A 19,743-nucleotide genomic window follows, 5' to 3' on the forward strand; every position below is an offset into this window, starting at 1 on the left:
TGACCAGCCGGGCCTTTGCGGCCCGGAACATCACCATAATCATAAAAATCCGAGGTACTCCCGTGGCCGCTGATATCGACGATAGCCGCTATGCCCGTTTTGCCCTGCGCTGCTCCAGTTTTGCCGAACGCTGGTTCCCCGATTCCTGGGTGTTCGCCGCTCTGGCAGTGATCATCGTGGCCGTGGCGACGATGGCCATGGGCGCCAAACCCACTGACGCCGCCATGGCCTTCGGAGACGGGTTCTGGAGTTTGATTCCGTTCACCATGCAGATGGCGTTCGTGGTGATTGGCGGTTATGTGGTCGCCAGTTCGCCACCGGCGGTGAAGCTGATCGACCGCCTGGCGCGGATCCCGAAAAACGGCCGCTCCGCCGTAGCCTGGGTCGCACTGATTTCGATGGTCGCGTCGTTGCTGAACTGGGGTTTATCGCTGGTCTTCGGTGGTTTGCTGGTCCGCGCCCTCGCCCGCCGCACCGATCTGAAAATGGATTACCGCGCTGCCGGTGCTGCGGCGTATCTGGGTCTTGGCGCGGTGTGGGCGCTGGGGCTGTCATCGTCCGCCGCGCAATTGCAGGCTAACCCGGCCAGCCTGCCGCCGTCGATTCTGTCGATCACCGGCGTCATCCCGTTCACTCAAACAATCTTTCTCTGGCAGTCCGGCGTGCTGTTGCTGGCGCTGATCGTGGTCTCGCTGATCATCGCCTACGCCACCGCCCCCGGCCCGAACAGCGCGCGCAATGCCAAGGCTTGCGGGATCGACCCGAGTTTCAACCTGCCGCCGCTGCAACCGCGCACCCGCCCCGGCGAATGGCTGGAACACAGTCCGTTGCTGACGATTTTGCTGGTGCTGTTGGCCGGCGGTTGGCTGTTCCATGAGTTCTCGACCAAACCGGCGATCAGCGCGATCTCCGGCCTGAACACCTACAACTTCCTGTTCATCATGCTCGGCGCCCTGCTGCACTGGCGCCCGCGCAGCTTCCTCGACGCGGTGTCCCGGGCGGTGCCGACCACCACCGGCGTGCTGATCCAGTTCCCGCTGTACGGCTCGATCGCCGCGCTGATGACCACCGTCAAAGGCACCGATGCCCAGACGTTGGCTCACCATATCTCGACCTTCTTCGTACAGATCGCATCCCACGACACCTACGCGCTGTTGATGGGCGTGTACTCGGCAATCCTCGGCTTCTTCATCCCGTCTGGCGGCGGTAAGTGGATCATCGAAGCCCCGTACGTAATGCAAGTGGCCACTGACCTCAACTATCACTTGGGCTGGGCCGTGCAGATCTACAACGCCGCCGAAGCCCTGCCGAACCTGATCAACCCGTTCTACATGCTGCCGCTGCTGGGCGTGCTGGGGCTGAAGGCGCGGGACTTGATCGGGTTTTCATTCGTGCAGTTACTGGTGCATACGCCGCTGGTGCTGTTTCTGCTGTGGGCGTTGGGGACGACGCTGGTTTATACGGCGCCGGTGATGCCTTAATCGAGTTGGCTGCACCTGCTCGGGGGAGTGGGTGCGGTCAGGTTTGATCGGTAGGTAACACTTTCAACAATTCGGGCAACGCTGCCTGAACCGTGTCCCACACCACTTCAAGATTGATATCGAAATAGCCGTGAGCAATGCGATTGCGCATACCGCGCATGCTGCGCCATGGCACTTGGGTATTCTGAGAAGCGAACTCCCCGTAGCGATCCATAACCTTGGTCGCCGCCTCGCCAATGATGATGAGGCTCATGATGACGGCTTGTTGAGTACGCTTGTCGTCGAAAAACTCTTCCTTGCTCAGCCCTTCGACAAAAGTCAGCGCATCGGCCGCTGCCTGGCGCATATGGTCAAGGTAGTCGCCAAGTCGGTTCTCGGTCATACGGGCCGTGCCTGATCAAGCACCTGCTGACGAAACTTCAATGGAAGGTCGCCCGGTGTCAGCAGGTCAACCGTAACGCCGAGCAAATCCTCAAGCTCAACCTGAAGACCGCCGAGATCAAACAGCGTGGCGCCGGGCAGAGCATCTACCAGCAGATCAAGATCACTTCCCTCTTTATCCGTACCGAGCAGCACCGAGCCAAATACTCGAGGGTTGGACGTACGGAATCGACCGACGACCTCGCGCACGGCTGCACGTTGTAGATCAAGCGCTGTAGAGGGTTTCATGATTCACCTTAACCAGGTCCGGTATCGCGCCAGTCTAGCAGCGCTTGAGGATGGTAAACACCGTGCACCAATACTGGATACGTGGCCAGGGCCGTTCCTCGCCACTACACCACAGTTCCCATGCCTGCCTTGCACCTGCAGATCGGATCCAACTTCGTGTAACCTCCCCGTCACATCGCGCTGCTAGCGTCCCGCCGAAACAACTCGCAACAAATTGCCACAATTCTGCAAGAAAACAGGAGCCGGAATGAACGACGAAAAAGATGGAAACGACATCCCCTCCCCTGAAACCGATCAACCCACCGATACCAGTCGCCGCCGTTTCCTGGGTGGTGTAGCGGTATTGGGTGTCGGGGCGACGTTGAGCGCCTGCGGCACCAAAGACAACGAGCCCGGTAAACCGGTCGAACGCCCGCTGACGCCCGCCGAGCTGGACAAGGCCCTGCGCGAAAACGTGAAGAACGTCGTGGTGATCTACGGCGAAAACCGCAGCTTCAATAACCTGTTTGCGGATTTCCCGGGGGTCGAGAAACCGTTGTCGGCGCTCAAGCCCGATGATTACGTACAGAAAGATCGTGACGGTAAAGTGCTGGCGAACCTGCCTCCGGTTTGGGGTGGCCTGAACCAGGTCGGCCCGCAAACCCTCGATGGCGTGGTCTACCCTGCCGGTACGCAGTATCAGGAACACTTGCCCAACGCGCCCTACGCCCTCAAAGGCCCGCAAGGCGAAGACCTGCCGCTAAGCCTGGTGACCCGCGATCTGTGGCATGTGTTCTATCAGAACCAGATGCAGATCAACGGCGGCAAGAATGACGGCTTTGTCGCCTGGGCCGATTCCGGTGGCTTGACCATGGGGCATTACACCCAGACTCGCTACTCCTTGCGTTTGTGGGACGTGGCCCGGGAGTTCGTGCTCTGCGACAACTTCTTCCAGGGCGCTTTCGGCGGCTCGTACCTGAACCATCAATACCTGATCAGCGCCCAAGTGCCGTTCTACCCGGATGCCGCCAATTCGATCGCCAAGCCGCAGATCGCCACGCTGCAAAGCGATGATCCGACCGACAACCGCCTCAAGCCGCTGGACGCTTCGCCCGCCAGCGCCATGACCGGCCCGCCACAGTTCGGGCCAAGCCTGCTGACCCCCGACGGCTACGCGGTGAATACCATGGCGCCGCCCTATTGGCCGACCTGGATCCGCGACCCCGAGCGCCCGGACTACGCCAAGCCGTTGCCCAGCGTGCTGGTGCCGCAAACCCACGAACACATCGGCGACAAGCTGTCGAAAAAGAACGTCGACTGGGCCTGGTACGGCGGCGCGTGGCAAGCCACGATTGATGAGTACAAGGATTCGGGCGCCATTCCAAAGATTCCCAACTTCCAGTACCACCATCAGCCGTTCAACTACTTCAAGCGCCAAGGCCCGGAAAACCCGGCCGAGCGCGCCAAGCGCCTGCGCGACGGTGGCTTGGGCGATGAGTCGAGCACCAACAAGTTCCTGGCCGACGCCGAAGCCGGCAAGCTACCGGCGGTGACGTTCTACAAGCCCCAGGGCAACCTGAACATGCACGCCGGGTACGCCGACATCGCCTCGGGCGACCGTCATATCGTCCGCGCCCTCAAAGTGCTGCAACAAAGCCCGCAATGGAAAAACATGGTGGTGGTGATCACCGTTGATGAAAACGGCGGCTGGTGGGACCACGTTGCGCCGCCCAAGGGCGATCGCTGGGGCCCGGGAACGCGGATCCCGGCGCTGGTGATTTCGCCGTTTTCGCGCAAGGGCACGGTGGATCACACCGTCTACGACACCGCGTCGATCCTGCGATTGATCACTCGCACGTTCCAGCTGGAAACCCTCGATGGGATCAAAATGCGGGATGACGCGATGATTGCCCGGGGGCAGAAGCCGATGGGGGATTTGACCAATGCCCTGCATTTTTCGGGCTGATTGAAAGCAAGATCAAAAGATCGCAGCCTTCGGCAGCTCCTTGGCATGTCGTCGGCTGCGATTTTTTGCGTGGGTACTGGACCGCTCGACACATCTGGTTTCAGTATGTACCCGCCCCCGCCTACGAGGGCCCACGCTGAAAAGGATCTGAGCATGTTCAAACTCGCAGGACTTACCCTCGCCGCCCTCACCCTGAGTGCCGCCGCCCACGCCGATGTCGATCTCAAGCTGGGCAGCACCGAACGCGTCACCCGGCTCTTCGCCTACCCCAACAACTGCAACGTGATCTGCTTTCGCAACTGGACGCTGGAGCAGACTGTCGAGCATTACCTGACCCAGAGCGTGCAGCGCGATGGCTACAGCGCCGCGAAAGTCCGGGTAAAAACTGATAACCATCAGCTCTACGCCGAAATCACCGGCGTACCCAAGGGGTATGACAAACCCCTCGCAGCCTTGTTGGATGCCGGTGATCTGGCCTACAACGGCGCCAAAAAGCTCAACATGGATGGCAAATGGGCTTATAGCTGGTACCTGTTCCTGCCATTGGGCATGGCCCTGGAAAACCGCAAAAGCGTCGAGTTGCTGCACTTCCCGCCGGATTACTCGTTGACCCAGGCCCAGGACTATCTGGAGTCCGCCACCACCGATCGCTGGGCCACGCTGCTGGTCGATAACGGCATTCCGGCCGCCCAGACCCCGGCCTACCAGACCATCATCGACATCGCGCCGATTGCCGCGCCATCCAGCGCCGGCAAGGACCTGGAAGGCGTCTACGACTACTTCAAGGACTACCAGACCACCATGGTCAAGGAAGTCAGCCAGAACGCCAAAGGTGCAGCGTTGCCGATGGTCGCCTTCGGCGCGCCGGTACGTAACTGGATCAAGCAGCAATACGGGGCGACCGTGGGTGTATTGGGCCTGGCCACGATCAGCCCAAGCGCCGGGGTGAAAGTGCCGGTATTGGGCTCTAACCACCCGAGCTACATCTGGTACGCCGCCGACCCGGACAGTTACACCGGCCCCGATGCCCAGGCCAAGGCGGATGCCGCCGGCCTGACGGTCATGGGCCAGGACCTGAGCGCCGCGTGCTGGCAGGCGGGGATGGGCAGCAAACCAGGCAGCGATCCAGCGGCGCAGCTGAAAAGCTGCACCCAGACCTGGCAGGTGACCCAGAAAGAAAAAACCTGTGAGCTGTTCTACACCTCGATCCGCAACCTGACGCCGGCCGACGCAGCGGCCAAGTGCGCCACACCGCCGGTCAAATCGCAGCTGCAACAACTGCAAGCCCCGGCCCCAGCGCCAGCGGTCCCTGAACCACACCTCTGAAACGCGGGAAGCCTTTTGTGCGTCAGCCAATGCTGACGCGCAAAAGCGCCTATTTCGCCTGTCAGTTCTGACAGTAGACCGGGTGTTAGATTTGCGAGAGGCTTGAGGCGTACCCAAGTGTTGCAGGGCTGACAGGATCGTCGGCTTCCGGAGGTCGCAACACCTTTGCCGACAAGGATCGTTATGAAACTCCAGACGCTGGACGGGATGCGCGCCCCCCCCACCCATGGCCTCTATCCCTTTGCAGAATTACCCATCCGCCTTGGATTTCCGTCCCGGGCTGATTTCGAACTCATCCTGGATGCCCACGGCTCGGCAGAGGCCGTCGCGGCACTCCGACAGTTCCCACGGATCAGCCGAATCTGCCGGGCTTCAGGGCATCTACTGCCCTATCGCTGTCGGCATACACGGCAACTGGCCCCCGGCATCCACGTCTACGACCCGCACTTGTGCGGGTTGCTGCGTCATTCCTGCGACCCCAACGTGTTTCTCGACATGAGCGAGCTGTGGTTATGGGCGCTGCAAGACATCAACCGTGGCGACCGGCTGACCATGGATTACGCCTCCACCGAAGACAAACTCCTGCGCCAGTTCGCCTGTCAGTGCGGTTCGGCGGAGTGTCGCGGCTGGATCACCGGCTACGATGAACCGCCGAACGCCGACGGCCAGTTGTTTTTGCAACACTGGCGTCGGCGCAGCCTGTGCTGAACGGCGTTACACCGCCCCGACCGGACGCAGGCGATATTGCGGCGGCAGTTGCTCGAAACCGCTGATGGTCGCGTTCAGGCTTTTCCAGCGACCGTCCTTGATGCCGTAGATGCAACCGTGGATCGACAAGCTCTGCCCGCGATGCCAGGCGTTTTGCACAATGCTGGTGTGACCAACGTTGGCCACTTGCTGGACCACGTTCAGCTCACAGAGACGGTCGACCCGTTCTTCCTCGGTGGGCAACTTGGCCAGTTCTTCGCGTTTCTCGTAATAAAGATCGCGAATCGAGCGCAGCCAGCCATCGATCAGGCCCAGTTGGCGGTCCTGCATCGACGCCCGCACGCCGCCACAACCATAGTGGCCGGTGACCAGGATGTGTTTGACCTTGAGCACATCCACCGCGTACTGAATCACCGACAGGCAATTGAGGTCGGTGTGCAGCACCACGTTGGCGACGTTACGGTGCACAAACAGATCGCCGGGCAGCATGCCCACGATCTCGTTCGCGGGTACCCGTGCGTCGGAGCAACCGATCCACAGGTATTCCGGGGTCTGCTGGCGGGCCAGTTTGGCGAAGAAATCAGGATCTTCTTTGGTGATCGCGTCAGCCCAGCGCTCGTTGTTATCAATCAGATCTTGTAATTCGTTCATGCAAGGAAGCCTCAAGAATGATGCGCAGCTTTGACAGACGACCGCCCGTCTGGGTCACGCGCGTGATGTAGATAGCCGGTATTCCAGGTCGGCGGAATTCTCAGGAGTACAGTGGGTCCACCCTAGTAAGGCCCACAGTATGAGGAATTGCCATGACTGAATCACGACGTCCGTACGATGCGGTGCAACCGGAGCCCATCGACGACAACGAAGACCGCATGGGTTCGATGCATGAGCTGGATTTCGACGAGGAAGAACCGAGCGCCAAAATCGGCGACGAGTTACCGGAAAATGAACGCGAACGCCTGATGCCCAGGGAACGTGTGCGCGAAGCCGGGATGACCGGGGCCTCGACCGATGACCATGAGTCTACCGACGATGACATGAGCCCGGAGACGTTGATTCTTGAAGATGGCGCGCGGGATGCCGGTGAGGCGGGTGAAGTCGATCCGGCTGATTGGGATTTGAGCAATGTCGATGAGGCCGACATTGGCGGAGGGAATGGATTGGATGAGGCGGAGATGGCGCGGCGGGATCCGTTGGACGGGAATCGTTGATTTCTGGCGCCTGACAGTACGCCTTCGCGGGCAAGCCTCGCTCCTACAGGTTTGGCGGCGTTTTTGTGATGGCCATCCCACTGTAGGAGCAAAGCTTGCTCGCGATAGCGCCCTCAAGATCGCCATCGCGAGCAAGCTTTGTTCCTACGGCGAAGCTTTTAAATCTCAATCGACCAGTGTGCAGGCCATGACGACAGCGTCTTCGCGGCCGCCGACCGCCGGGTAGTAATCCCGACGCCGACCAATCTCGTTAAACCCATACCGCTCATACAACCGGAATGCCCCACGGTTGCTGTCGCGCACTTCCAGGAAGCACTCCCGCGCCTTGGCGTCATACGCCCGGGACATCAAATGCTCCAGCAACGTCAAACCCAGGCCACGGCCCTGATTCTCCGGTTTGACGGTGATGTTCAGCAGATGCGCTTCATCGAGAATAATCTGCACCACCCCGTGGCCGACCTGCTGCGAGCCTTCGAACATCAGCCAGATCTGGTACTTGCCCAGGCCATCGAGAAAAATCCCGCGGGTCCACGGGTGACTATAGGCCGCGTATTCGATCTTCAGTACAGCGTCCATATCCGCCTCGGTCATCGGGCGGAACGATACAGCGTCACTCATTCGATTCTTTCCAACGCGCCATCAGCCGACGCATGGCTTGCCAGACATCAGCCTTACGCTGTGGCTCTTCCATTAATAATTCCAGGCCCGGCAGGGCCCAGACCGAGCCCAGGCCTTCGACCTGGAGTTCACGGTTGAAGGATTCGGCGTTCGCCTCCCCGGCAAACCTCACGGCCGGCAGGCCGATCAGCCACAGGCACACGCAGGGTGCGTCTTCGATCCGGGCCGAGAGAAAGCCCTGGACGAAATCCCGCGCCGCTTCCGGCCCCTGGTCCATGGTGCCGCGGACCAACAGCGGCCAGCGCACCGGTTCGCCGACGATCTGCGGGCTGTCCGGCAGACCGGCGGCGCGCAGCATGTCCTTGAGCAACATGTACGCGGGATCGCGAGTCTGGAACGGTTCGCCTGTGGGTAACTCCACCAGCAGCAGGCAACGCCCTGCCCGCAACAATTGCAGGGCAAAGCGCGGCGGCGGCACGACGGGGGCCTTGGCCACCACCGGCGCGGCCTCTTCTTCGGCCTTGGCGTTGGTCCGCGTGCTGGCCAACGATGGCCGCGGCACCTCGATTTTCACCCGCTCGGCGGGTTTGACCACCGGTGCCACGGGTGCCTCAGCCACAGTCGCCGGCACCACCGGGGCGACGACCAACGGTTCAGGCGCCTCCAGCAACTCGGGGCGTGAGGGCGCGGCAAAGGGCAATTCGGTGCGCGGCAGCCAGTTGACCACCTGCATGGCGGTCAAATAAGCGCGGCGACGGGACTCGATAAGCAAAGGTCGGCCACTTGTGGATAACTAAAAGTGCGCTGATTCTACCGCCCTTCGCTCAAGATCGCCCGCCCTTGATCGATACTCTTGCCCACAGAAACAGCGACTGCCCGTCCCGCGAGTGAATCGCAACGGGCGTGATGCAGTACAATCGCCGCTTTTATTCGACAACCAGCCGGCCATCCCGATGATCGAACCCAAGCGCGTCTTGCGCGCCCTCGCTGAACACTGGGCACTTCTGGAGCCACTGTGCGAGCACTTCGACCAAGGCACTTTGAGCCTCAACGAATTGCGTTCACAGTTGGCCGCCCAGCAACTGGACAGTACGCCGCAGGACATCACCAGCCTGCTGGACGTGTGGATCCGCCTCGACATCCTGGTTCCTGTGGCGAAAAGCCCGAACCGTTTCGAGCTTAATGCGCAGATCCACGACTTCCTCGCCTACCTGCGCCGTGAGCACCGGCTGGGCCTGTGCCTGGAAATCGAAGCCTATCTGCGCCACCTCGAACGGCTGGCCGGTTACATCCAGGACGCCTTCGACATCCGCGACGGCCACGACCTGGCGCGCCAATTGCGCTTGCTCGACATGCGCGTGCGGGACGTATTGAAGAAACTCGCCAACGACGAACAGGCCCTGGTGGCCGTCGCCGAACGGGCGAAGACCAGCGACCGGCAAATCCCGCTGCGTCAGCGCTACGCCGAAGTACTGGCGACCTGGGACGAATACGTCGAGCCGATGATCCAGTTGGTGAACGCCGACGGCGCCTTCGAACAAGGCGTACGCAAGGTCGAGAACGTGCTGTTGCGCATGCTCACCGAACAGCAGCGCCTCGGCCATCTGGTCGACGACGACATGCTGCTGCGCACCCACGCGCGCATCCTCGAAATGCAGACCAGCGCCCAGCTCACCTTGCGTCACGCCCGAGAACTGCTGCTGCCGCTGCGTGAAGAAGCGCGCCGTCACAACGCCGTGACCCGTGGCGCGGCGCTGGCCTTGTCAGCCATTCGTCGCAAAGGCATCGATGCGGTGCCCCAAGCGGCGATGCCGATGTTCACGCGTCCGCAAAGCACCTTCCTGGGCAGCGCCAGTCAGGTTGAAGCCTACGTTTATGCGCTGGCCCGTTTCGAGCCGAAACCGGCGCGTTTCCCCAAGGCCCACAAGACCCAGAAAGGTGAAGCTCCGCGCGCGCCACGCACAGTTCGGGAAATGCTCGAACGCTGCGAAGACGCCCTGCCGATGCCGGACCTGATGACCTGGCTGCTGGAGCAGGAACCGGACGGCGCCACCGACGAATTGCTTTATTGGTTCTCGCGCCTGTCCCGGGAAAAACGCTTCACCCGCGAGCGTCTGGAACGCCGCGATTACCACACTCATGAGCACCAGGTCAGCCTGCGCTCCTTCGCCCTGCTCTCGGCCCGCGACAGCGCCGCCGAGGATTCTGCGAGCACCCCAAATGCATCTTGATCTAAACGAACTCTCCCAACTCGCGCCGATTTTTCGCGAGTTGTTCAAGGGCTACCACGTCAGCCGCCGCGACCCGGAGCTATACGCGCAACTGTCGAACTTCCAGGACCAGTACCGCACGCTGTTCAAGGCGTTGGGCTTTGAACTGGTGTGCGACACCCGTGGCTTCTACTACTTCGTGCCGGACCTCGCGGCGGCGGCGGTGAACAAGACCGCACAACGCCTGGCGCTGTTCACCTTCATCCTCGTCGAGCATCTGGCCGACCAGGGCCGCGATCCGGTCGCCGTACTGGATGGCGGCAGCCTTGGCCGCGATGAATTGCCATCGCTGCTGGAAAAATACCGCGACCTGTTCATCCAGGCTGAAGTGCAGACCGTCGAAGAGCTCGAAGAAAAAATCATGCGCCGCATGACCCAACTCGGTTTCGCCGGTGAAGAAAACGGCATCTACCGTTTCCTGCCGCCGATGCACCGCTTCCTCGATGTGTGCCTGTCGGTGCAGCAGGACCGCGATCTGGCGGCCAGCCTGCACAGCGTGTTGCCGCTGCCGGTTCCAGTGCTGATCGATGACGACAGCGACGAAAAGCTGCTGCAAACCGATGACCCGCTTGATCTGAGTGACTTCGAAGAAGAAAGCGAAGAAGACGCCATGGCCCGCGCCATTGCCGAAGAACAGGAGACCGACGCATGAGTAAGGAACGCTACGGCATTCGCCGCTTCGCCCTGTTGAACACCGCCGGTTACAGTCTCGGCCTGTTCCCGCTGGAAGAACCGCTGTCGGTGTACGGCGCGAACAACCTCGGTAAATCCGCCTCGATCAACGCCTTGCAGTTCCCGATTCTGGCGCGCATGTCGGACATGAGCTTCGGCAAGTACAGCCTGGAGCAATCCCGGCGCTTCTATTTTGCGTCGGACACCAGTTACATCCTGGTCGAAGTCTCGCTGCCCCACGGTCCGCACGTGATCGGCGTGGTTGGTCGCGGCCCGGGTGGTGGTTTCGGTCACCAGTTCTTTGCCTACGCCGGCAAGCTGGACCTGGCCCACTACCAGAAAAACGACACCTGCCTGCGCCAGAAAGAGCTGTTCACCAACCTTGAACGCGAAGGCTTGAAAGCCTACGAACTCAAGCCCGATGAACTGCGGCGTTTGCTGGTCGGCGGTCACACCTCGATTCCTCTGGACCTGACGCTGATCCCGCTGCGTTCCACCAGCGAACAGAGCCTCAAGACCTTCCGTGCGTTGTTCATCAACCTGCTGCACATGCGCGAAATCACTGCGGCCAAGCTCAAGCAGTTGTTCCTCGATGCCTTCGAGCACAGCCTGCGTTCCGGTAGCGTCGATTACATCGCCGCGTGCGAAGAAGCGTTCCGCGATGTACGACGCATGGAGCAGGACTACAACTCGCTGGTTACCGCCGGCCCGCTGGTTGAAGCACTGGCTTCCGGGGTTGCCCAGCGCAACATCCTGCGCGGTAAGTTGCATCGCATCTCGCCGCTGCTCGATTCGTTGCTCGGCACCTGGTCGGACTACGCCAGTGCGCGCAAGGAAGAGCTGACCATCCAGGCCGAGCACTACCGCAACGAGCAGGACGCCCTGCAAAACGATCAGCGTGGCGGCACTCAGGAACTGATGCGTCTGGAGCGGGAAATCACCGGGATCCAGCGCTGGCTCGGCGAATTGTCGGTGCTCAAGCATCGCTTCGCGTTGGTCACTGACGTTAAAGTCCTGGAACAGCAACTGCTGGCAGCCAAGGATGCCCACGATGAGCTGGCCGGTGCCTTGGCCCAGTCGCGACAGTTCAGCGCCGAAGACCTCGACGAGCGTCTGCGGGATCTGGAAAAACGCCTGAAGTCGGTGAAGCAGCAACTCGATCACGCCGACAACAACAGCTACGCCCGTCTGCGCGAAGAGTTTTCGCAACAGGACGTCGAGCGCCTGATGCGCCTGTTCAACAGTGCGCTGTTCAGCCTGCCGCTGGGCGAGCACGGAATTACGCTGGACGAGGACGGTCAGTGGGTCAAATCCCTGGAGCTGATCCTCGATGGCTTCAAGGGCGAGCGTTTCGAAGTGCCGGGTTTGGCCATCGACATCTCGCACATCGAGCCGCCCGCGCTGCAAGCCTTGGCTGACCGCGCCGCGTTACGTGATCAGAAAGAGCGTCTGGAAAAAGAGCTCAAGCAACTGAAAACCCAAGCTGCCGTGGTCGCTGACCGCGCCGCGAGCAAGACCCAGACCGAAGCGCTGTACCAGCAAGTGCTGGATGCGCAAAAAGCGCTGGAAGATTTCCGTCGCTCACAAACCCTGAGCGCCGAAGAAGACGACAAGCTTGCGCAACTGGCGCAGATGGAAGCGGCCCAGGAAGAATTGAAACGTTCAAGCGATGCGTTCACCGAGCGTGTCCAGCAACTGTCGGCCAAGCTGCAACTGGTCGGTCGGCAGATCGGCGATATGGAAGCCAAGCAACGCACCCTCGACGACGCCCTGCGCCGCCGTCAGTTGTTGCCGGCAGACCTGCCGTTCGGTACGCCATTCATGGACCCGATAGACGATTCCATGGACAACCTGTTGCCGCTGCTCAACGACTATCAGGACAGCTGGCAGGGTTTGCAGCGCAGCGATGGTCAGATCGAGGCGCTGTACGCGCAGGTCCGCCTCAAAGGCGTGGCCAAGTTCGACAGCGAAGACGACATGGAGCGTCGCCTGCAACTGCTGATCAACGCCTATGCGCACCGCACCGACGAAGCCCTGACCCTCGGCAAGGCGCGGCGTGCCGCCGTTACGGACATCGCCCGGACCTTGCGCAACATCCGCAGCGACTACGACAGCCTCGAGCATCAACTGGCGCTGTTCAACCGCGAGATCAACAAGCGTCAGGTGTCCAACCTGCAGAGCTTCCGTATCGTCCTCGCGCCGAACAAGGACGCCCTCAAGCACATCGACCAGATCATCCACAGCGCCGGCCAATACGAAGAAGGCGAAACCCTCTCCGTGTTCGACCTGAGCCAAAGCGCCGATCAGGACAACAAGAACGAAGAAGCCAAGGAATACCTGGCGCGGTTGGTGGCGGCGAACCACAACCAGCTCGGGCTCAAGGACTTGTTCGAGCTGGCGTTCGAAATCACCAAGGTCAACGGTCAACCGGTGATCCACACCGACATCGACGGCGCGGCGTCCAACGGCACCACCATGACCATCAAGGCGCTGACCAACATGTACTTGTTGCTGCACTTGATGGACCGCGACCAGGCCGGTCGCGTGCGTCTGCCGTACTACCTCGACGAGGCGGCGGACATTGACGAGAAGAACCAGGCAGCCTTGCTCGAAACCAGCCTGCAACTGGGCTTCGTGCCGATCCTGGCGAGTGTGAAGCCGCAGGTTTGCGCCAGTGTCGCGATTGATCTGGAAGGTGGCAGCGGGCCGAACGGGATCTATATCGATGAGGCGGACTGGAAGTACATTCGTCGTCACGATGAGGTCAAGGCGACTGTGAATGTCGAAGCGGATGAGCCGGAGCTGGATGCGGTCTGATGCTTGATTGAAGGTCATGAAAAAGGCCGCGATCCATTGGATCGCGGCCTTTTTTCATATCTATTGCCTGGGTTTACTTGCCGAGTGAAATCTTCGGCGCCCAGGTCAGCCATTCATCTTCGAACTTGTCGAACAGCGGGAACGTCTGTTCTGGCCGGGCCGGCGTGCCCATGCGTTCACCGTCCGGTGTGGCAAAAGCGATGCCGCCCTGGATCAGGGTCTCCAGCGATTCGGTTCGCACCGTCGCGCCTTTGAACAGGCCAAAGTCCAGGCCAAAGCCACTGGTGTTCCAGAACCGCGTGCCACTGCGCACCAAGGGCGCGTACTTCGGCTCGATCAGGATGTGCACCAGCACGCGATCTGCCGTCGAGCCCAACTCATAGCCCGTCACCTTGCCGACGGTGATTTCGCGATAGGTCACCGGCACACCGGTTTTCAGCGAACCACGGCGGGCGGCGCTCAATACCAGGCTCAACCCGGCTTCAACCTTGGCGGACTCCGGCGGATTGGCCAGTGCGACAAAGTTCTTCTGCGGACCGAGGTTCTTCGCTGCCGGTTGCACTTCGATGTATTGGCCGGTGACCAGGGTTTCGAGGTTCGAGGTCTTGATCAATCCCAGCTCTGGCTTGACCACCCAGAACTGACTGCCGACCCGCGCAATGCGTTCCGGCACTTCGGTAATCCGGGCGGTCAGCATCACCGACTGCAAATCATCCGTGAGGTCGACGTCCTCGATCTTGCCGACATCCAGTCCTTTGAAGCGGATGGGCGTGCCGGTGCGCAAACCGTCAGCGCGATCGACTTTGATGGTGACCACCGCGCCTTTCTGGTTGGCTTCGTCATGACTCGGGAACAGACGGAAACGCGGGATTTTCTTTTGCAGCGGCGCCTTGGCTTCCGGGGTTTCGAAAGCAATACCGCCGGCCATCAGGCTTTGCAGCGATTCACTCTTGACCTGGATGCCACCGGTCAGCCCACCGCTGAGGGTGATGCCGCTGGCGTTCCAGAACCGCGATGAGGCGTTGACCAGCCCTTCGTATTCTTTCTCGATGTGAACGCCAATCACCAATTGTTTCTTGGTCTTGGAGAACTGATAACTCTGGACCGAACCGACTTTGACCTGCTTGTAGAGCACCGGGCTGCCGACTTCCAGGGAACCGAGGTTCTCGGTAAACAGCACCATATGCAGGCCCGGTGAACGCAGGTCCAGCGGCGGCGCCTTGGCCCGTGCCACGAACTCGCGTTGTGGCGCGCTGCCCTTGTCGCCCGGGCGAATCGCGATGTAGTTACCTTTGACCAGGGCTTCCAGGCCGGTGATACCCGCCAGGGAAATCGACGGTTTGACCACCCAGAACTGCGTACCGGTCACCAGGTAATCCTCGGCCAGTGGGTCCAGCGTCAATTCAGCGGTGGCGGCGGACAGGTCCGGATCAATCTTCAGCGCCTTCAGGTTGCCGACCTGGATGCCTTTGTACATGACGGGCGTACGGCCGGCCTGCAGGCCTTCAAAGTCGCTGAGCTTGACCTTGACCCGGATACCGGCAGCCGCCGCATCGAAGTCTTCATAGAGTCGGAACGGCAGGCTCGGATCGGTCGGAGGGCTGTCCTTGCGGTTTTCTGGCGTGGCGAACGCGATACCGCCGGCGACGATGCTGGCCAGGGATTCGCTGCGGATTTTCACCCCGGACAGGTTGGCGTCGATGCTGATGCCGCTGGAGTTCCAGAAACGCGTGTGTTTGCGCACCAGGCTGGCGTAGGTCGGCTCGATGAACACTTTGAGCTCGACGGTGCTTTGGTCTTCGGACAGCAGGTAGCTTTTGACCTGGCCGACCTTGATCTGCTTGTAGAACACCGGGCTGCCGCGGTTCAACGACCCCAGGCGGTCAGCCTTGATGGTCAGGTGCAGACCGGGCTTGGAGTCCGACAGTGGCGGCTCTTCGGCCAGCGCTTTGAACTTGCGGGTCGGTTCGCCTTCACCGGGACTGACGGCGACATAATTGCCCGAGACCAGGGTTTCCAGACCGGTGATACCGGCCAGGCTTACGCTCGGCTTGACCAGCCAGAAACGGGTGCTGGTCTTGAGGTATTGCTCCACGTCTTTGTTCATCTCGATGGTAGCGATCACGCCTTTGGAGCTGCCTTCATCATCGAGTTTGAGGGTCTTCACCTTACCGACCGACATGCCTTTGTAGACCACTTCGGTCTTGTTGGCCTGAATGCCCTCGCCGCTTTCGAAGCGAACCTGAATCTCGATACCGGTTTCGTTGTAGGCACGCCAGCCGAGCCAGCCGCCAATGATCAGGGCGATCAATGGCAGGACCCAGATAGCTGACCAGTTCGAGGCCGGTCGGGTTTTCGCTGTAGGCAAATCAGTCATGGTCGTCGTCCGACTCCGTGTTATCCCAAATCAGTCGGGGATCGAAAGTAACTGCGGCAAGCATCGTCAGAATCACCACACTGGCAAAGGCGATGGCGCCAAGATTGGCTTCGACGCTGGCAAGCCGTCCGAAATTCACGACCGCCACCAGGATGGCGATCACAAAGATATCCAGCATCGACCAACGGCCGATGAACTCGATAAAGCGGTACATCACAATTCGCTGGCGGGCCGACAATGGCTGGCGGCGCTGCACCGAAAACAGCAGTAACGCGATACCGACGAGTTTGAACGTTGGTACCAGAATGCTGGCGATAAAAACCACAGCCGCGATCGGAATCATCCCGTGCTGAACCAGTTGGATCACACCGGACATGATGGTGCTGGGATCGCCCTTGCCCAGGGAGCTGACGGTCATGATCGGCAGCACATTGGCCGGGATATAGAGAATCGCGGCGGTGACCAGCAACGCCCAGGTGCGCATCAAACTGTTCGGCCGACGGGCATGGACCAGCGCACCGCAACGGGTGCACTCCTGCTCGTCGGTGTCAGCTTCCTGCTTGTTCAACTCGTGGCATTCGATACAAATCAGAATGCCTGCATCAATCGCCCGCATGGGCATCTTCTCCTGACAAAGCCTGCCAGATCTGGTGAGGCGACATCACAACCTCCAACCACACCTGGACCAACAACAAACTGATAAAGCACGCCAGGCCAAGACCGACGGTGATGGCTGCCATATCTGCCAGTTTGACGATCGCGACCAGCACGCCCATGAGGTAAACCTCAAGCATCCCCCAGTCCCGAAGGTGGTGGTAAATGCGGTAAAGCAACAATCCGTAGCTGCGCCCGATATTGAAACGAATGCTCAGGAGCACAAGCAACTGACAGAGTAATTTGAGCAGCGGGATCCCCATGCTGCACAGGAACACAACGACTGCGACACCTTGCATGCCGGTATTGAACAGGCCGACAACGCCGGTCCAGACAGTGTCTTGCGACGATTGTCCGAGTAGATTGAGTTGCATGATGGGCAAAAAGTTCGCCGGCACATACAACAACAATGCGGCGATGACCAAAGCGAGGCTGCGCTGAACGACGTTGTGCCGATGAGCATAGAGCTCATAACCACAACGTGGGCAGAGGGCTTTCTCGCCACGGGCGAGTTCGGGCTTGCGCATCAGCAGGTCGCACTCATGACACGCTACCAAGTCGTCCAGCGGTAAATCTGACAGCCCTGGGGTGTCAACCGGATCTGGCATAAAAGGCTCTTGCTCCGAAAAAGGTGGGCCTATTCTAGTGTTCTGAATCGAAAATAACTGTGCAAATTTGTGCGGCTGGTTTAGTGCGCTTTTTGGCAGGCAAAAACAAAACCCCTACCTGCATACGCAGATAGGGGTTTCGGAATTTAATCTTGACGATGACCTACTCTCACATGGGGAAACCCCACACTACCATCGGCGATGCATCGTTTCACTGCTGAGTTCGGGATGGGATCAGGTGGTTCCAATGCTCTATGGTCGTCAAGAAATTCGGGTACTGAGTCGCGGCCAGCTGGCCTCGCTTCAGCAAATTGGGTATGTGATAGCTTTCGGTGTTTAGTGAGTCTTTCGAACTTTCGGTTCGTTTCGTCTTCACACACCGCAATCTGCTCTTTCGACGCAAATTGCTTGGGTGTTATATGGTCAAGCCTCACGGGCAATTAGTATTGGTTAGCTCAACGCCTCACAGCGCTTACACACCCAACCTATCAACGTCGTAGTCTTCGACGGCCCTTCAGGGGACTCAAGGTCCCAGTGAGATCTCATCTTGAGGCTAGTTTCCCGCTTAGATGCTTTCAGCGGTTATCTATTCCGAACATAGCTACCCGGCAATGCCACTGGCGTGACAACCGGAACACCAGAGGTTCGTCCACTCCGGTCCTCTCGTACTAGGAGCAGCCCCTCTCAAATCTCAAACGTCCACGGCAGATAGGGACCGAACTGTCTCACGACGTTCTAAACCCAGCTCGCGTACCACTTTAAATGGCGAACAGCCATACCCTTGGGACCGGCTTCAGCCCCAGGATGTGATGAGCCGACATCGAGGTGCCAAACACCGCCGTCGATATGAACTCTTGGGCGGTATCAGCCTGTTATCCCCGGAGTACCTTTTATCCGTTGAGCGATGGCCCTTCCATACAGAACCACCGGATCACTAAGACCTACTTTCGTACCTGCTCGACGTGTCTGTCTCGCAGTCAAGCGCGCTTTTGCCTTTATACTCTACGACCGATTTCCGACCGGTCTGAGCGCACCTTCGTACTCCTCCGTTACTCTTTAGGAGGAGACCGCCCCAGTCAAACTACCCACCATACACTGTCCTCGATCCGGATAACGGACCTGAGTTAGAACCTCAAAGTTGCCAGGGTGGTATTTCAAGGTTGGCTCCACGCGAACTGGCGTCCACGCTTCAAAGCCTCCCACCTATCCTACACAAGCAAATTCAAAGTCCAGTGCAAAGCTATAGTAAAGGTTCACGGGGTCTTTCCGTCTAGCCGCGGATACACTGCATCTTCACAGCGATTTCAATTTCACTGAGTCTCGGGTGGAGACAGCGCCGCCATCGTTACGCCATTCGTGCAGGTCGGAACTTACCCGACAAGGAATTTCGCTACCTTAGGACCGTTATAGTTACGGCCGCCGTTTACCGGGGCTTCGATCAAGAGCTTCGCGTTAGCTAACCCCATCAATTAACCTTCCGGCACCGGGCAGGCGTCACACCCTATACGTCCACTTTCGTGTTTGCAGAGTGCTGTGTTTTTAATAAACAGTCGCAGCGGCCTGGTATCTTCGACCGGCATGGGCTTACGCAGTAAATGCTTCACCCTCACCGGCGCACCTTCTCCCGAAGTTACGGTGCCATTTTGCCTAGTTCCTTCACCCGAGTTCTCTCAAGCGCCTTGGTATTCTCTACCCAACCACCTGTGTCGGTTTGGGGTACGGTTCCTGGTTACCTGAAGCTTAGAAGCTTTTCTTGGAAGCATGGCATCAACCACTTCGTGTTCTAAAAGAACACTCGTCATCAGCTCTCGGCCTTAGAATCCCGGATTTACCTAAGATTCCAGCCTACCACCTTAAACTTGGACAACCAACGCCAAGCTGGCCTAGCCTTCTCCGTCCCTCCATCGCAATAACCAGAAGTACAGGAATATTAACCTGTTTTCCATCGACTACGCTTTTCAGCCTCGCCTTAGGGACCGACTAACCCTGCGTCGATTAACGTTGCGCAGGAAACCTTGGTCTTTCGGCGTGGGTGTTTTTCACACCCATTGTCGTTACTCATGTCAGCATTCGCACTTCTGATACCTCCAGCAAGCTTCTCAACTCACCTTCACAGGCTTACAGAACGCTCCTCTACCGCATCACCTAAGTGATACCCGTAGCTTCGGTGTATGGTTTGAGCCCCGTTACATCTTCCGCGCAGGCCGACTCGACTAGTGAGCTATTACGCTTTCTTTAAAGGGTGGCTGCTTCTAAGCCAACCTCCTAGCTGTCTAAGCCTTCCCACATCGTTTCCCACTTAACCATAACTTTGGGACCTTAGCTGACGGTCTGGGTTGTTTCCCTTTTCACGACGGACGTTAGCACCCGCCGTGTGTCTCCCATGCTCG

At 59.5% G+C, this 19,743-nt stretch carries 16 protein-coding genes and 2 rRNA genes (1 of these 18 running past the window's edge); 8 read left to right on the plus strand and 10 right to left on the minus strand.

Features of this window, described 5'->3' with window-relative positions; genetic code table 11:
• Positions 1–62: 62 nt before the first annotated feature.
• The gene (locus tag ACY4LX_RS28590; protein WP_463258472.1) at positions 63–1,481 is read left to right on the plus strand and encodes a short-chain fatty acid transporter; all 1,419 of its coding nucleotides are present in this window, start codon (positions 63–65) and stop codon (positions 1,479–1,481) included.
• A gap of 37 nt (positions 1,482–1,518) precedes the next feature.
• On the opposite strand, the gene ACY4LX_RS28595 is transcribed toward ACY4LX_RS28590, so the two are convergent.
• Both ACY4LX_RS28595 and ACY4LX_RS28600 read right to left on the minus strand, forming a co-directional pair.
• A complete protein-coding gene (locus tag ACY4LX_RS28595) occupies positions 1,519–1,863 on the minus strand; it encodes a HepT-like ribonuclease domain-containing protein (protein WP_463258473.1) in 345 nt (114 codons plus the stop codon).
• A complete protein-coding gene (locus ACY4LX_RS28600; protein ID WP_149661167.1) occupies positions 1,860–2,150 on the minus strand; it encodes a nucleotidyltransferase family protein in 291 nt (96 codons plus the stop codon). Before ACY4LX_RS28600 ends, ACY4LX_RS28595 begins: the two co-directional genes overlap by 4 nt.
• 247 nt (positions 2,151–2,397) lie before the next feature.
• Here ACY4LX_RS28600 and ACY4LX_RS28605 point away from each other — a divergent pair, with 247 nt between their 5' ends.
• The 3 genes from ACY4LX_RS28605 to ACY4LX_RS28615 all read left to right on the plus strand — a co-directional run bounded on the left by ACY4LX_RS28605 (position 2,398) and on the right by ACY4LX_RS28615 (position 6,129).
• Positions 2,398–4,095, plus strand: a complete 1,698-nt coding sequence (locus ACY4LX_RS28605) for an acid phosphatase (RefSeq protein WP_149661168.1) — start codon at positions 2,398–2,400, stop codon at positions 4,093–4,095.
• A gap of 153 nt (positions 4,096–4,248) precedes the next feature.
• Entirely contained in the window at positions 4,249–5,421 is a 1,173-nt protein-coding gene (locus ACY4LX_RS28610) for a hypothetical protein (RefSeq protein WP_463258474.1), read from the plus strand.
• 183 nt (positions 5,422–5,604) lie between these two features.
• A complete protein-coding gene (locus ACY4LX_RS28615; protein ID WP_463258475.1) occupies positions 5,605–6,129 on the plus strand; it encodes an SET domain-containing protein-lysine N-methyltransferase in 525 nt (174 codons plus the stop codon).
• A gap of 6 nt (positions 6,130–6,135) precedes the next feature.
• Here the strand turns inward: ACY4LX_RS28615 and can are convergent, their stop codons facing one another.
• The gene (gene can / locus ACY4LX_RS28620; RefSeq protein WP_133840222.1) at positions 6,136–6,780 is read right to left on the minus strand and encodes a carbonate dehydratase; all 645 of its coding nucleotides are present in this window, start codon (positions 6,778–6,780) and stop codon (positions 6,136–6,138) included.
• Positions 6,781–6,932: 152 nt separating this feature from the next.
• Here can and ACY4LX_RS28625 point away from each other — a divergent pair, with 152 nt between their 5' ends.
• The gene (locus ACY4LX_RS28625) at positions 6,933–7,337 is read left to right on the plus strand and encodes a serine kinase/phosphatase (RefSeq protein ID WP_463258476.1); all 405 of its coding nucleotides are present in this window, start codon (positions 6,933–6,935) and stop codon (positions 7,335–7,337) included.
• A 165-nt stretch (positions 7,338–7,502) separates the two neighbouring features.
• Here the strand turns inward: ACY4LX_RS28625 and rimI are convergent, their stop codons facing one another.
• Together rimI and ACY4LX_RS28635 are read right to left on the minus strand one after the other, a co-directional pair.
• Positions 7,503–7,955, minus strand: coding sequence for a ribosomal protein S18-alanine N-acetyltransferase (gene rimI, locus ACY4LX_RS28630; RefSeq protein WP_149661172.1), 453 nt, complete (start codon positions 7,953–7,955; stop codon positions 7,503–7,505).
• A complete protein-coding gene (locus tag ACY4LX_RS28635) occupies positions 7,948–8,688 on the minus strand; it encodes a P-loop NTPase family protein (protein WP_149661181.1) in 741 nt (246 codons plus the stop codon). The genes rimI and ACY4LX_RS28635 overlap by 8 nt, the downstream gene beginning before the upstream one ends.
• 220 nt (positions 8,689–8,908) lie before the next feature.
• Here ACY4LX_RS28635 and mksB point away from each other — a divergent pair, with 220 nt between their 5' ends.
• Genes mksB through mksF form a run of 3 tightly spaced genes read left to right on the plus strand, consistent with a single transcriptional unit; the run spans position 8,909 to position 13,714 of the window.
• Complete coding sequence (gene mksB, locus ACY4LX_RS28640; RefSeq protein ID WP_178129241.1) at positions 8,909–10,186, plus strand: Mks condensin complex protein MksB; 1,278 nt, start codon at positions 8,909–8,911, stop codon at positions 10,184–10,186.
• Positions 10,176–10,877, plus strand: a complete 702-nt coding sequence (gene mksE, locus ACY4LX_RS28645) for an Mks condensin complex protein MksE (protein ID WP_038981553.1) — start codon at positions 10,176–10,178, stop codon at positions 10,875–10,877. The genes mksB and mksE overlap by 11 nt, the downstream gene beginning before the upstream one ends.
• Positions 10,874–13,714: an Mks condensin complex protein MksF gene (gene mksF, locus ACY4LX_RS28650; protein WP_463258477.1), complete on the plus strand. Its 2,841-nt coding sequence runs from the start codon at positions 10,874–10,876 to the stop codon at positions 13,712–13,714. The genes mksE and mksF overlap by 4 nt, the downstream gene beginning before the upstream one ends.
• Positions 13,715–13,787: 73 nt before the next feature.
• Here mksF and ACY4LX_RS28655 read toward each other — a convergent pair whose 3' ends face one another.
• The 5 genes from ACY4LX_RS28655 to ACY4LX_RS28675 form a co-directional block, all read right to left on the minus strand.
• Positions 13,788–16,091 (minus strand): PqiB family protein, encoded by a 2,304-nt coding sequence (locus ACY4LX_RS28655; protein ID WP_463258478.1) that lies wholly within the window; start codon positions 16,089–16,091, stop codon positions 13,788–13,790.
• A complete protein-coding gene (locus tag ACY4LX_RS28660) occupies positions 16,084–16,707 on the minus strand; it encodes a paraquat-inducible protein A (RefSeq protein WP_149661176.1) in 624 nt (207 codons plus the stop codon). The genes ACY4LX_RS28655 and ACY4LX_RS28660 overlap by 8 nt, the downstream gene beginning before the upstream one ends.
• The gene (locus ACY4LX_RS28665) at positions 16,694–17,353 is read right to left on the minus strand and encodes a paraquat-inducible protein A (RefSeq protein ID WP_149661177.1); all 660 of its coding nucleotides are present in this window, start codon (positions 17,351–17,353) and stop codon (positions 16,694–16,696) included. Before ACY4LX_RS28665 ends, ACY4LX_RS28660 begins: the two co-directional genes overlap by 14 nt.
• A 150-nt stretch (positions 17,354–17,503) precedes the next feature.
• Positions 17,504–17,619, minus strand: a 5S ribosomal RNA gene (rrf, locus tag ACY4LX_RS28670).
• 153 nt (positions 17,620–17,772) lie between these two features.
• A 23S ribosomal RNA gene (locus ACY4LX_RS28675) occupies positions 17,773–19,743 on the minus strand; it runs 921 nt beyond the window's last position.

Source organism: Pseudomonas sp. Emmai (genome assembly GCF_055179735.1).